Genomic DNA, 12,846 nt, shown 5'->3' with positions numbered 1-12,846 from the left:
TTCGGGGGCGCGGGGAACTGCGCGAGAAGCCCCACCGGGCCCGCGGTCGCCAACGCACCTCACCCGGCCACCGAGTAGGCACCGGCAGCCCACCTACGGCCTCACGCCAGCGCGAGCCACACCACCGTGGCCACCACCGCCACCGCCGCGATCACCCCGACGATCACACCGACCCGCGGCCCGGAGGACCCCGTCGCGGCGGCCTGTCGCCCCCCCGCCGGCGTCTCGTCGACGAAGGCGCGGAACATCTGCGTGCTCCCCGCGGGGTCGTAGTTGCCCTGGGGGTTCTGGTTGTCGGCCATGGCCCGAGACCTTAGCGAATCCGGCAGGACGGGCCCAAGCGGGGTTGTCCGCCCGGGAGGCTCCGACCGTTCCCCTTTGCCAAGACTTGGGCCACGCGACCCCGTTTTCATTTGCCTGCAGCAACCATCCAGTCATATGGTTGCCCTAAGCAACAAAGCGGGAGGGAGTCGATGGCCGGGCAAGCGCACTACGAGGAGCTGGCCCGTCAGCTCAGCGCCGTCGGGGCCGTCAAACGGGAGATCGCACGGATGCTGCCGTACGAGTGCCCCGGCGGATCGGCGGGAGTCCTGACGCTGCTCGGCCGGCACGGCGAGATGCGGATGAGCAGGCTCGCGGAACTGCTCTCCGTCGACATGTCGGTGACCAGCCGACACGTCGCGCACGTCGCCGAGCGGGGCTGGATCGAACGCCTCCCCGACCCGGCGGACAAACGCTCACGCATCCTGCGCCTGACCCCCGAGGGCCGGGCCGTGGTCACCGAGCTGTACCGGCGCACCAGCCGGCTGATGGCCGCCCGGCTGAGCGACTGGTCCGACGACGAGGTCGGACAGCTGGCCCGACTCCTGGGCCGACTGCGGGAGAGCTTCGACGCCCCCGCGCCGGCCCGGACAACGGCCCCGCCGACCCCGCCGACCGCGCCGACCCGCACGTCCGTATAGCGACCTGGTTCGCCGAGCGCGGCCGAGTTCGGCCGAGGGCGCGACCCACCCGTACGTCCGCGTCGCGGCGGTCACCACCACAACCCGTACACCCGCAAAGACCCGTAGGAAAAGGAAGCCCCATGGCAACGACCACACCAGCCGGTGTGCGGGCTCACGCCAAGCACGGTGGAGGACCCGCCAAGGGTGCCCCCCACGGCGGTGGCGACCACGCCCCGATGACCCACCGGCAGATCATGGAAGCGCTGACCGGGCTGCTGCTCGGCATGTTCGTGGCGATCCTGTCGTCGACGATCGTGTCGAACGCGCTGCCGGACATCATCAAGGACCTCGGCGGCGGCCAGAGCGCGTACACCTGGGTGGTGACCGCGTCGCTGCTGGCGATGACCGCGTCCACCCCGCTGTGGGGCAAGCTCGCCGACCTGTTCTCCAAGAAGCTGCTGATCCAGCTCGCGCTCGTGATCTTCGTGCTGGGATCGGCCGCCGCCGGACTCTCGCAGAACGCCGGGATGCTCATCGGGTTCCGCGCGGTCCAGGGCATCGGCATGGGCGGGCTCTCCTCGCTGGCCCAGATCATCCTCGCGGCGATGATCTCCCCGCGTGAGCGCGGCCGGTACAACGGCTACCTCGGCGCCACCTTCGCCACCGCCATGGTCGGCGGTCCGCTGGTCGGCGGTGTCATCACCGACACCAGCTGGCTCGGCTGGCGCTGGTGCTTCTACGTCGGCGTCCCCTTCGCCGTCATCGCGCTGGTCGTGCTGCAGCGGACGCTGCACCTGCCGGTGGTCAAGCGCAAGGTCAAGGTCGACTGGGCCGGCGCGTTCCTCATCACCGCCGCGGTCTGCCTGCTGCTGATCTGGGTGACGTTCGCCGGTGACAAGTACGACTGGGTGTCGTGGCAGACGTACGCGATGGTCGGCGGCACGGTTCTGCTGCTGGGGCTCTTCCTCCTCGTCGAGGCGAAGGCGAGCGAGCCGATCATCCCGCTGCGGCTCTTCCGCAACCGGACGATCACCCTGGCCTCGCTGGCCTCGCTCTTCGTCGGCGTCGCGATGTTCTCCGGCACCATCTTCTTCAGCCAGTACTTCCAGCTGGCCCGCGACAAGTCCCCGACCATGTCCGGCGTCCTGACCATCCCGATGATCGCCGGTCTGTTCGTCTCCTCGACCGTCTCCGGACAGGTCATCACCCGCACCGGCCGCTGGAAGGCCTGGCTGCTCGCCGGCGGTGTGCTGGTCACCGCGGGCCTCGGCCTGCTGGGCACCCTCCGCCACGACACCCCGTACTGGCACGTGGCGATCTTCATGGCGCTGCTCGGGCTCGGCGTCGGCATGATGATGCAGAACCTGGTCCTGTGCACCCAGAACCAGGTCGCCCCGGGCGACCTCGGCGCCGCCAGCTCGGTCGTCACCTTCTTCCGCTCCCTCGGCGGCGCGATCGGCGTCTCGGCGCTGGGCGCGGTGCTGAGCCACCGGATCACGCACTACGCCGAGGAGGGCCTCGCCAGGCTCGGGGTCTCCGGCTCGGGCTCGGGCCACGGTGAGATCCCCGACCTGGACGCGCTGCCCGCGCCGATCCGCACGGTCATGGAGAGCGCCTACGGCCACGGCATCGGAGACGTCTTCCTCTACGCCGCCCCCTTCGCCGTCCTCGCGCTCGTCTTCTCCCTCTTCATCAAGGAGGTCCCGCTGAGGACCACCGGAGCGCTCGCCCAGGCGGCCCAGACGACCGACGTGCCTCGGGCGACCGACGCGACCCGGCCGACCGAGGCGGTCCCTGCCGGGACTCCGGCCACGGTGTCCACCGGCTCCGCCGCTGCCGACGCACCCCGGGCAACGGCCTCGGCCGAGGCCGCCCCGGTCACGGGCGCCGGCAGCGGTACCGGCGGCTGCATCCCCGTACAGGGGCAGGTCCGCGGGGCCGAGGGCGTGCCCGTGCCGCGGGCCGCCGTCACCCTGATCTCGCTCGGCGGGCGGCAGCTCGGCCGTTCGGTCGCGGGGGCCGACGGGGCCTACGCGGTGGACGCGCCCGCCGCCGGGTCGTACGTCCTGATCGCGGCCGCCGACGGGTTCCAGCCGCAGGCGTCCACGGTCGTCGTGAACGACGAGCCGGTCGCGTACGACATCCTGCTCAGCGGGACCAGCGGGCTGAGCGGTGTGGTGCGGGCCGCCGGGGCCGGACAGGGCGTGAAGGACGCCATGGTCGTCGTGACCGATGTGCGTGGCGACGTGCTGGCCAGTGGAGTCACCGGTGAGCAGGGCGAGTTCGGCTTCGGCGAGCTGGTGCCGGGCGGGGTGACCGTCGCGGTGAACGCCGCCGGGTTCCGCCCGCGTGGCCTGCCCGTCGAGGTCGGCGGCACCGGGATCACCCGGATCGAGATCGACCTGGAGGCCGGGGCCCGGCTCCAGGGGGTCGTACGGGCGCCGGGCGGGGTGCTGGCCGACGCCCGCGTGACCCTCGTCGACGCGGCGGGCAACGTGGTCGGCACGGCCACCACCGGCGCGGACGGGGCGTACGCCTTCGCCGACCTGGACGGCGGCGAGTACACGGTCATCGCGACCGGTTACCCGCCCGTGGCCACGGCCCTGACGGTCAGCGGCCCCGGCGTCGACGGCCACGACATCGAACTCGCGCACCCCGGCGAGTAGTTCGGACCTTCGGGCCTCCGAGTTCTCGGGCCTTCGGGCTCTCGGGCAGATGACAGTTGACAGTTGAACCACCGGCCGGTGGAGCCTCCCCCCGCTCCACCGGCCGGTCGCATGCTGAGGAGTTGACGAACATGGGACCGACAGGACAGGCAGGGCCCATCGGGCGGGCCGGGCGGGCCGGGCTGACCGCGAGGATTCGTACGCGGGACGGCTGGGCCGTGTCGCACGCGGTCGTCACCGTGACGGACATGACCGGTACGCAGGTGCTGCGGGCCGAGGCGGACGCCGAAGGGGTCGTGCACGACCCCGCGCCGCTCGCGCCGGGCGCGTACACGGTGATCGTGACGGCGGTCGGCTACACGCCGATGGCCTCCAGCGTCCTGGTGACCGCGACCGGAGGGGCGGAGGTCGGCACGGTCACGCTGACCCGGCTGGGCGGTACGGAACTGCCGCCGCCCGGGCCCTGGACCGTCGACCCCGCCCACTCCTCCGTCGCCGCCGTGGCACAGTATCTCGGGATCTCCAGCGTGCACGGCCGCTTCACCGACTTCTCGGCCTCCGTCGAGATCGCCCCGACCCCCGACGAGGGAACCAAGTCCCGGGTGGAGGCGGTGATCCGGGCCGCCTCGATCGACACGGGGAACGCGACCAGGGACCAGCACCTGCGCTCCCCGGACTTCCTCGACGTCGAACGACACCCCGAGATCACCTATGTCTCGACCGGCCTCACGCCCGTCGGCCCGGACCGGTGGACCGTCCACGGCGAGCTGGGCATGCGCGGGGTCGTACGGCCGGTCGACCTGGACCTGGCGTACCTGGGCACCGGGGCGGACCCGTGGGGCGGCACCCGCGCCGCGTTCCGGGCCACCGCCGAACTCCGCCGTGAGGACTTCGCCATGAACTACAACCAGGTGGTGCAGGCGGGGATCGCGGCGATCGGCACGACACTGAGGGTCGAACTGGACGTGCAGGGTGTGCAGGGTGTGCAGGGCGGCACGTAGCGCGCCCCTGCAGGGGCGCGGGGAACTGCGCGAACAGCCCCGACTCACCCGCAGCCGCCGAACCGCAGTACCCCCCGAGCTATCAGGCGCCCCCGGCCCTACGCTGAGCGCATGGCACGGAACATCGCGACCAACACCTCGGTCTCCCTCGAAGAACTGCTCGACTTCGTACGCCCCCGGCACCGGGCGCTCCTGCTCACCCGGCGGTCCGACGGAGGCCCTCAGGCCTCCCCGCTGACCTGCGGTGTCGACGACTCGGGCCGGATCGTGGTCTCCACGTACCCCGAGCGGGCCAAGACCCGGAACGCCAAGCGGGACGAGCGCGTGAGCGTCGTCGTGCTGAGCGACGACTGGGACGGCCCCTGGGTGCAGATCGACGGCACGGCCGAGGTCATCGACTCGCCGGACTCGGTCGAACCCCTGGTGGAGTACTTCCGCAACATCTCGGGCGAGCACCCGGACTGGGACGAGTACCGCGAGGCGATGATCAAGCAGGGCAAGTCGATCATCCGGATCACCCCGGTGAGGTGGGGACCGGTGGCCACCGGCGGCTTCCCGGCACGGCTGGCGCAGTAGAACCCTCTTCGCCGTCCGCGACGAGGGCGCCTCGACCTTTCGTGGCCGCCCTCGTTGCGCGCCCCTCAACCCCTCGTCGCCATCCCCGTCGAGCGCTCCTCAACCCCTCGTCGCCATCACCTCGATGCCGGCGACGAGGGTGTCCAGGGCGTAGACGAAGTCGCGTTCACGCATCTCCTCGACGGTCTCGCCGCCGCGGGCCTCCATGAGGTCGGCGGAGTGCTGGATGACCTCATGGGGTGCGAGGGAGTCGGACACCGCGCTCATGGCGTTGCGGAAGTACTCCTCCTGGGTCATCCCGGCCGTGGCGGAGCGTTGCGCGAAGTGGCCCTCGATGGTGCCGAAGCCGTACACGAACTGGAAGACCGCCGCGATGGCACCGGCCTGGCCGCGCGCCGGCAGCCCGGTGCGGCGGATCACGCGCTGCACGGCGAGCGAGAAGTCCAGCGCGCGCGGGCCGATGTTGAGGAAGGTGCCCGCGAGAGGCGACACCCAGGGGTGGCGGACCAGGACCGCCCGGTACTCCCCGGCCAGCGTGCGCAGTTGGTCCCGCCAGTCCTCGTCGGAGTCGGGCGGGGGCAGCCGCATCTCGTCGAAGACCTGGTCGAGGGCCAGTTCCAGCAGGTCGTCCTTGGTGTCCACGTACCAGTAGACCGACATCGCCGTCACGTGCAGCTCGGCCGCCAGCCGCCGCATCGAGAACTTGGCGAGCCCCTCGGCGTCCAGCAGCCGTACGGCCGTCACGGTGATCCGCTCCCGGTCCAGCCCCGAGGGCTGTCCGCCCCGCCCGCCCCGCGCCTTCTCGTCCAGCCACACACTGGCCCGCGCGGAACCTCCGGACCGACCGGCTCCCTTCACCATGACGCACCTTCCGAGAACGGCTTCCTCTGTTTCTCCGCCGGTGACGATGCTAGGCGGCGACCACCGGCTGGAAGGGCCGCGCGCAGCGCGCCCTTCCAGGGGCGCGGGGAACTGCGCAAGCAACCACGAACGACCCACAGCCGCCCGACAACAGACCCCCCACCCTATGAGGCGCCCACCAACCGCCGCTCCCCCTTCTCCGCCCTGCGCAGCAGCCCCGCCGCCACCAACCCCCCGAGCAGCACAGCCACCGCCCCGACACCGAGGATGAGCCAGCGCTGCGGGTGCCCCTGGGTGGAGGGGGCGGCGGGGACGGTGGGGGTCGACATGTTATACACCGTAGAACAGTTCCTATACGGCGTACAACGCGTTTCCCGGCCCTCCCGCCCTCCCGCCTTCCCGGCCCTCCCGGCCCTCCCGGACTACGAAAGGGGCGGCGGCCCGGGGGTTCGTCCGTACCCCGGGCCACCGCCCCGCTCCGTCGCGGCCTTGGTCTACTTCGCCTGCGTCAGGTCGTAGAACGTCGTGCCGTCGACCGTCACCGACTCGAAGTTCTCCTGGACCCAGGAGCTGATCTGCGAGGAGGTGCCGTCGCTGCCGCCGCCGCCCATGCGGCCGCCCGAGCCACCGGCGATGAAGTAGTGGATCTTGCCGTCCTCCACGTACTTCTTGAACTCCGCGAGGGTCGGGGACGGGTCGGTGCCGTTGAAGCCGCCGATCGCCATGACGGGGTCGCCGGTGGAGAGCTGGTAGCTCGCCGCGTTCTGGGCGCCGATGGCGGCGGCCGCCCAGGTGTAGTCCCCCGCGTTCTTCTCCAGCAGTTCCTTGGCCTCGTCGCTGACGGAGCTGCCGTTGATCAGGCCGCCCATGCCGCCACCACCGCCGGCCGTACGACCGCCGTCACCGTTCTGCACCTGGCCGTTGCCCTGACTCTGCTGGTTCTGCTGACCCCGGCCCTGCGGGTTGTTCTGACCGCCGCCGAAGCCGCCGGCCGGGGGCTGGCCCATCCGACCGTTGCCCTGTTGGTTGTTCTGACCCGGCATTCCGCCACCGCCACCACCGGGACCACCGCCCATACCGCCACCGCCGCCGGGGCCACCGCCCATGCCGCCGCGGGTCGACGGGCCGGCCGTCACGATCGAACCGGTGTGCCCCTCGTTGAGGGTGGTGAGGGTGTACGCCGCCGGGCCCGCCACCGCCGTGACGAGGCTCAGTCCGACGACCGCCAGGGCCAGCCGCCGCCCCAGCTTGGCCACGAAGACCAGCCCGAGCGCGGCGACCAGACCGCCGACTAGCACGACCCACTTCAGCCAGGGCAGATAGTCGGAGGAGCGGTTGAGGAGGACGTAACCCCAGACGGCCGTGGCCGTCAGGGCGGCGGCCAGCGTGATCGACGCCCAGAACTTGTCCCGCTGGTCCCAGAGCAGCGCCGCGCCCATGCCGATCAGCGGAGCGATGTAGGGGGCGAGGGCCACCGTGTAGTACTCGTGGAAGATGCCCTGCATGAAGCTGAAGACCACCATGGTGATCAGCAGCGAGCCGCCCCAGAGGAGGAAGACCGCACGGGTGGTGTCCGTGCGCTTCAGCTTCCGCGTGGCCCAGATCGCGGCGCCGAGGAGGATCAGCGCGGCCGGGATCAGCCAGGAGATCTGACCGCCGACGGAGGAGCTGAACATCCGGTCCCAGCCGGTCTCGCCCCAGTTGCCGCCACCGCCGCCACCGCCACCGCCGACGCTGCCGGTCTCCTCGCCGTTGAGACGGCCGAGACCGTTGTAGCCGAAGGTCAGTTCGAGGAAGGAGTTGTTCTGCGAGCCGCCGATGTACGGGCGGGAGGACGCGGGCCACAGCTCGACGATGGCGACCCACCAGCCGCCGGCCACGACCATCGCGAGCCCGGCGAGCAGCACCTGGCTGACCCGCTTCTTCACCGAGGCCGGTGCGAAGACGACGTACACGAGCGCGAGGACCGGCAGGATCAGGAACGCCTGCAGCGTCTTGACCAGGAAGGCGAGGCCGATGGCGACACCCGCCCAGACCAGCCACTTCGTCTGCGCCTTCTCCATCGCGCGCAGCGTGCAGTAGACCGCCGCGGCCATCAGCAGCGCGAGCGCCGCGTCCGGGTTGTTGAAGCGGAACATCAGCGCGGCGACCGGCGTGAGCGCGAACACCGCCATGGTGACGAAGCCGGCCGTGGCGTTGAAGCGCCGGCGCACGGCCGCCCACAGCACCCCGGCGGTGGCGACGGCCATCAGGACCTGCGGGAACAGGATCGCGAAGGAGTTGAGGCCGAAGAGCCGTACCGACAGCGCCATCGGCCAGAGGGAGGCCGGGGGCTTGTCGACGGTGATCGCGTTGGCGGAGTCCAGCGAGCCGAAGAAGAAGGCCTTCCAGGACTGGCTGCCCGCCTGTACGGCCGCCGAGTAGAAGGAGTTGGCGTATCCGGAGGCCGTGAGGTTCCAGGTGTAGAGCCCGCCGATGAGCAGGAGGGCGAGGAGGAAGCCGGGGCGGATCCAGCGGTGGTCCTCGGGCCTGCCTCTCCACAGGCGCTTGGCGAGGGGCTGCCCGGGCTCGCCCGCGCTCGGGGCAGGGGGCTCGGCGGGCGCCTCCGGAACGATCGGTTCCTGTACGGCGGCCGCGGAGGGCGGCGGTCCCCAGTCGGGACCGGGACCGGGGGCGGGGGCGGGGGCAGGACCGGGGGCGGGACCGCCCGGCCGGCTCGTCGTCTCGAAGCGCGTGGTCATCGTGCGTTCCTCGAATCCTGATCGTACGGGCGTACCGTCACCGTCGCCGCGGTCACGTGGACCGGCGGAGCCGGGTGGTGCGAAACCGGCTGGTGCGAAACCGGCTGGTGCGAAACCGGCTGGTGCGGAGCCGGGCGGTGCGGGGCGACGACGGTCGAGCCCGTGGCAAGGGAGCCGTCGGCACGGGAGCCGTCGACGGACGAGCTGTCGACGAACGAACCGTCACGCCGGTCCGGGAACACCCACGCCCGGAAGAGCAGGAACCGCAGCACCGTCGCCGCGAGGTTGGCCGCGACGAGGACCGCCAGTTCCGTGGAGTGCGCGGGGTCGGAGGTCGCCGCGTGCAGCGCGGCGAGCGAGCCGCTGGTGAGGGCCAGTCCGATGCCGAACACCACCAGCCCCTGCGCCTGGTGCTTGATGACACCGCCGCGGCCCCGGACGCCGAAGGTGAGCCGTCGGTTGGCAGCGGTGTTGGCGATCGCCGAGAGCAGCAGGGCGAGCGCGTTGGCGATCTGCGCGCCGGAGAAGGCCCGGAAGCCGCTGTAGAGGAGCAGGTAGAACAGGGTGGAGAGGCCGCCCACCACACAGAAGCCTAGGAGTTGGCGGGCGAGGCCGCGCGGCACGTCCTGGATCTCGCGGTCCCGGGGATCGTCCCCGAACGGGCGTGCGAGCCGGTCGAGCGCGAGGGATCCGGTGGCCAGCGCCTTGCCCACCCGCCAGACACCCTTGAGGTCGTCGGTGGCCGTCTTCACGATGTGGACGGTCGAGTTCGGGTCGTCGACCCAGTCCACCGGGACCTCATGGATCCTGAGCCCGGCCCGCTCCGCGAGCACCAGCATCTCGGTGTCGAAGAACCACCCGGTGTCCTCGACCAGGGGCAGCAACGCCTGGGCGACGTCCCGGCGTATCGCCTTGAACCCGCACTGCGCGTCGGAGAACCGGGCCTGCAGCGAGCCGCGCAGGATCAGGTTGTACGCGCGGCTGATGAACTCCCGCTTGGTGCCGCGCACCACCCGCGAGGAGCGGGCGAGCCGGGAGCCGATCGCGAGGTCCGAGTGGCCGGAGATCAACGGGGCGACGAGCGGGAGCAGGGCGTTGAGGTCCGTCGACAGGTCCACGTCCATATAGGCGAGGACCGGCGCGTCGGACCCCGACCACACCGTCCGAAGCGCCCGCCCGCGTCCCTTCTGCTCCAGGCGGAAGGACGTCACCTCGGGGAGCTCCGCCGCCAGCCGTGCCGCCACCCGCGGGGTGGTGTCCGTCGACGCGTTGTCCGCGATCGTGATGCGGAACGTGTAAGGGAACGTGCGCGCGAGGTGCTCGTGCAGTCTGAGGACACACGGCTGGAGGTCCTTCTCCTCGTTGTAGACGGGGATCACTACGTCCAGGACAGGCGTACCGGCGTTTCCGGCCGGGAGGTGCTCCCGCGCCGGCAGGGTGCCGGGAGAAGAGTCGGTTTGCATGCCAACCACATTCGCGAGCCGCTCTGTTATGTCCGTGTGCTCACACTGTGGTGCGCCTGTGAGTCCGATCGTCAGGTGTCGCGCCGGTCACCAGCCCGTTGCCGTCGAAGGCACGGTCGAAGGCGCGGTCGAAGGCGTCGTCGAACACGCCGTCGTCCCGACCGTCGTGCTGACCGTGGTGCTCACTGTGGTGCTCACCGTCGTACTGGACCTCGTCGAGCTCCCAGTTCGCGGCATCGTCGAGCAGCGGTACGTCCCGGCCGAGGGCCGGCAGATGCACGGTGAACACGGTCCTGCCGGGCCCGCTGTCGACGGTCACGGCGCCGCCGTGCGCGTCGGCGACGGCCTGCACGATGGCGAGCCCGAGTCCGGTCGAGCCGGAGGCCCTGGACCGCGACGAGTCCCCGCGCGCGAACCGCTCGAACACGTGCGGCAGCAACTCCTCCGGGATGCCCTGTCCGTCGTCCTCGACGTCGACGCACATCCACGGCCCGCGCCGCTGCACGCGTGCGGTGACGGTGGTGCCGGGTGGCGTATGCGTCCGGGCGTTGGCGAGCAGGTTGACGAGCACCTGCTGGAGCCGCGCCGCGTCCGCCGACACGAGGGCGGGCACGTCCGGCAGGTCGAGCCGCCAGCTGTGGCTCCGCCCGGCGACGCGCGCGTCGCTGACGGTGTCCACGACGAGGGGGATGAGGTCGGTCTGCTCGAACTGCAACGGGCGTCCCGCGTCGAGCCGCGCGAGCAGCAGCAGGTCCTCGACGAGCATGGTCATCCGCCCGGACTCGGACTCGATCCGCCCGAGCGCGTGCCGGGTGTCGGGCCCGATCTCCTCCCGGCCGCGCCGGGTCAGCTCGGCGTATCCGCGGATCGACGCGAGCGGCGTCCGCAGCTCGTGACTGGCGTCGGCCACGAACTGCCGTACGCGCGTCTCGCTCTCCTGCCGTGAGTGCAGGGCGCCGTGGATGTGGTCGAGCATGCGGTTGAGCGCGGCGCCGACCTGGCCGACCTCGGTGTGCGGATCGGTCTCGGATGCCGACACCCGCTCGTTGAGGGTCACCTCACCGGTGTGCAACGGCAGCTCGGAGACCCGGGTCGCGGTGGCCGCCACCTTCCGCAAGGGCCGCAGCGCGACCCCGACGAGCACGGACCCGGCGATACCGGCGGCGACGAGCCCGGCGCCGGTGACGCTGAGTTCAACGGCGATGAGGGTGCTGAGGGTATTGGTGACGGACTTGGTGGGCAGGCCCACGTAGAACGCGTCACCGTCTTGGTTGGTCTCGTACGTGACCAGGTAATTGCCCTGGTCGGGCAGACTGACCTTGTGCGTGTCGCCGTCCGTGGCGACCGTGGCGAGCGCGGCGAGGTCCGCGTCGCTCAGCGTGACGGCCTTCATGTCCGGCAGGCCGGTGGTGCTGGAGTTCGCCAGCTCGCCGACGACACCCTTGACGATGGTCCCGTTCTGCACGACGGCGCCGATCGTGTACTCCGGCGAACCGCCCCTCGTGACGAACTGGAGCTTCTCGTCCGTCGTCAACGTGCTGGTGTCGAAGTCGCCCGGCGTGACGATCCTCACGCCCCCGGGCCCCTTGGGCCCGTCGGTGCGCTTGGCGATGTCCTTCACCTCGGACGCCAGCTGCTGGTACAGATGCTCACTCAGCGCGAACGTCGTCACGGTTCCGATGACGGAGGCCACCACCGCGATCAACGCCACCGCGGAGACGACGAGCCGCGTACGCAGCGTGCGCGGCTGTCCTCGCCTCAGCCACGGCCGCGGCTGTCTCTGCGTACGCGTCCGTCGACGCCCGCTCATGACGAGGCGGGCTTGATCAGATAGCCGGCTCCACGCCGGGTGTGGATCATCGGCTCACGCCCGGCGTCGATCTTGCGCCGCAGATACGAGATGTAGAGCTCGACCACATTGGCCTGGCCACCGAAGTCGTACGACCACACGCGGTCGAGGATCTGCGCCTTGCTGAGCACGCGCCGCGGATTCCGCATGAGGAAGCGCAGCAGTTCGAACTCGGTGGCGGTGAGGTGGATGTTCGCCCCGCCGCGCGACACCTCGTGACTGTCCTCGTCGAGCATGAGGTCACCGACGACGAGCACGGAGTCGGAACGACGGTCGGCGGCACCGGACCGGCGGATCAGCCCGCGCAGTCTCGCCACGACCTCTTCGAGGCTGAACGGCTTGGTGACGTAGTCGTCGCCACCGGCCGTGAGCCCGGCGATCCGGTCCTCGACCGCGTCCTTCGCGGTCAGGAAGAGCACCGGCACGTCCGGCAGCTCACGCCGCAGCCGACCGAGGACGGTCAGCCCGTCCATGTCGGGCAGCATCATGTCGAGGACGACGGCGTCGGGCCGGAAGTCCCGGGCGGTCTGGAGGGCACCCGTGCCGTCCCCCGCACTCCGGATCTGCCATCCCTCATAGCGCAGGGCCATGGACAGCAGTTCGGTGATCGACAGCTCGTCGTCCACCACAAGCACTCGGACGGGGCTCCCGTCCGGCCTCAGCAGTTCGGTGCGCCCCTGGGGCGAGGTCGTGGTCATGCTGAACACCTTGTCGGGGCCCACTGAGAACCCCCTTTCCGGAACCT

The 12,846-nt window shown here is 71.1% G+C and carries 11 protein-coding genes; 4 read left to right on the top strand and 7 right to left on the bottom strand.

What is annotated here, in order from left to right; translation table 11 throughout:
- Positions 1 to 101: 101 nt before the first annotated feature.
- Positions 102 to 302 (bottom strand): hypothetical protein, encoded by a 201-nt coding sequence (locus tag P8T65_RS23925; protein ID WP_184892096.1) that lies wholly within the window; start codon positions 300 to 302, stop codon positions 102 to 104.
- A gap of 171 nt (positions 303 to 473) precedes the next feature.
- Here P8T65_RS23925 and P8T65_RS23920 point away from each other — a divergent pair, with 171 nt between their 5' ends.
- The 4 genes from P8T65_RS23920 to P8T65_RS23905 all read left to right on the top strand — a co-directional run bounded on the left by P8T65_RS23920 (position 474) and on the right by P8T65_RS23905 (position 5,187).
- Complete coding sequence (locus P8T65_RS23920; RefSeq protein WP_316727291.1) at positions 474 to 962, top strand: MarR family transcriptional regulator; 489 nt, start codon at positions 474 to 476, stop codon at positions 960 to 962.
- Positions 963 to 1,084: 122 nt separating this feature from the next.
- Positions 1,085 to 3,610: an MFS transporter gene (locus tag P8T65_RS23915; protein ID WP_316727290.1), complete on the top strand. Its 2,526-nt coding sequence runs from the start codon at positions 1,085 to 1,087 to the stop codon at positions 3,608 to 3,610.
- Between the two features lie 131 nt (positions 3,611 to 3,741).
- Positions 3,742 to 4,611 (top strand): YceI family protein, encoded by an 870-nt coding sequence (locus P8T65_RS23910; protein ID WP_316727289.1) that lies wholly within the window; start codon positions 3,742 to 3,744, stop codon positions 4,609 to 4,611.
- A 111-nt stretch (positions 4,612 to 4,722) separates the two neighbouring features.
- Positions 4,723 to 5,187 carry a PPOX class F420-dependent oxidoreductase gene (locus P8T65_RS23905; RefSeq protein WP_230217350.1) on the top strand — a complete coding sequence of 155 codons (465 nt, stop codon included), beginning with the start codon at positions 4,723 to 4,725 and terminating at the stop codon, positions 5,185 to 5,187.
- Positions 5,188 to 5,286: 99 nt separating this feature from the next.
- Here the strand turns inward: P8T65_RS23905 and P8T65_RS23900 are convergent, their stop codons facing one another.
- From P8T65_RS23900 to P8T65_RS23875, 6 genes are all read right to left on the bottom strand, one after another.
- Entirely contained in the window at positions 5,287 to 6,048 is a 762-nt protein-coding gene (locus tag P8T65_RS23900) for a TetR/AcrR family transcriptional regulator (protein ID WP_184892086.1), read from the bottom strand.
- Positions 6,049 to 6,212: 164 nt separating this feature from the next.
- Positions 6,213 to 6,377 (bottom strand): hypothetical protein, encoded by a 165-nt coding sequence (locus P8T65_RS23895; RefSeq protein WP_316727288.1) that lies wholly within the window; start codon positions 6,375 to 6,377, stop codon positions 6,213 to 6,215.
- A 165-nt stretch (positions 6,378 to 6,542) separates the two neighbouring features.
- On the bottom strand, positions 6,543 to 8,789 hold the full coding sequence (locus tag P8T65_RS23890) for a glycosyltransferase family 39 protein (protein WP_316727287.1): 2,247 nt from the start codon (positions 8,787 to 8,789) through the stop codon (positions 6,543 to 6,545).
- Entirely contained in the window at positions 8,786 to 10,252 is a 1,467-nt protein-coding gene (locus P8T65_RS23885) for a glycosyltransferase (RefSeq protein ID WP_316727286.1), read from the bottom strand. Before P8T65_RS23885 ends, P8T65_RS23890 begins: the two co-directional genes overlap by 4 nt.
- Positions 10,253 to 10,292: 40 nt before the next feature.
- On the bottom strand, positions 10,293 to 12,062 hold the full coding sequence (locus P8T65_RS23880; protein WP_316727285.1) for a HAMP domain-containing sensor histidine kinase: 1,770 nt from the start codon (positions 12,060 to 12,062) through the stop codon (positions 10,293 to 10,295).
- Positions 12,059 to 12,799 (bottom strand): response regulator transcription factor, encoded by a 741-nt coding sequence (locus tag P8T65_RS23875; RefSeq protein WP_033526721.1) that lies wholly within the window; start codon positions 12,797 to 12,799, stop codon positions 12,059 to 12,061. Before P8T65_RS23875 ends, P8T65_RS23880 begins: the two co-directional genes overlap by 4 nt.
- Positions 12,800 to 12,846: the final 47 nt, after the last annotated feature.

Origin of the sequence: Streptomyces sp. 11x1 (assembly GCF_032598905.1) — a bacterium.
Classification (GTDB): Bacteria; Actinomycetota; Actinomycetes; order Streptomycetales; family Streptomycetaceae; genus Streptomyces.
The sequence above is the reverse complement of the archived record's forward strand: the minus strand, read 5'-3'. Positions and strand labels throughout refer to the sequence as shown.

Bases quoted from the DNA above. Each gene is read 5' to 3' on its own strand.
- P8T65_RS23910 (WP_316727289.1), top strand. From the start codon at position 3,742: ATGGGACCGACAGGACAGGCAGGGCCCATCGGGCGGGCCGGGCGGGCC.
- P8T65_RS23915 (WP_316727290.1), top strand. From the start codon at position 1,085: ATGGCAACGACCACACCAGCCGGTGTGCGGGCTCACGCCAAGCACGGT.
- P8T65_RS23905 (WP_230217350.1), top strand. From the start codon at position 4,723: ATGGCACGGAACATCGCGACCAACACCTCGGTCTCCCTCGAAGAACTG.
- P8T65_RS23895 (WP_316727288.1), bottom strand. From the start codon at position 6,377: ATGTCGACCCCCACCGTCCCCGCCGCCCCCTCCACCCAGGGGCACCCG.
- P8T65_RS23920 (WP_316727291.1), top strand. From the start codon at position 474: ATGGCCGGGCAAGCGCACTACGAGGAGCTGGCCCGTCAGCTCAGCGCC.
- P8T65_RS23925 (WP_184892096.1), bottom strand. From the start codon at position 302: ATGGCCGACAACCAGAACCCCCAGGGCAACTACGACCCCGCGGGGAGC.
- P8T65_RS23900 (WP_184892086.1), bottom strand. From the start codon at position 6,048: ATGGTGAAGGGAGCCGGTCGGTCCGGAGGTTCCGCGCGGGCCAGTGTG.
- P8T65_RS23885 (WP_316727286.1), bottom strand. From the start codon at position 10,252: ATGCAAACCGACTCTTCTCCCGGCACCCTGCCGGCGCGGGAGCACCTC.
- P8T65_RS23875 (WP_033526721.1), bottom strand. From the start codon at position 12,799: ATGACCACGACCTCGCCCCAGGGGCGCACCGAACTGCTGAGGCCGGAC.
- P8T65_RS23890 (WP_316727287.1), bottom strand. From the start codon at position 8,789: ATGACCACGCGCTTCGAGACGACGAGCCGGCCGGGCGGTCCCGCCCCC.
- P8T65_RS23880 (WP_316727285.1), bottom strand. From the start codon at position 12,062: ATGAGCGGGCGTCGACGGACGCGTACGCAGAGACAGCCGCGGCCGTGG.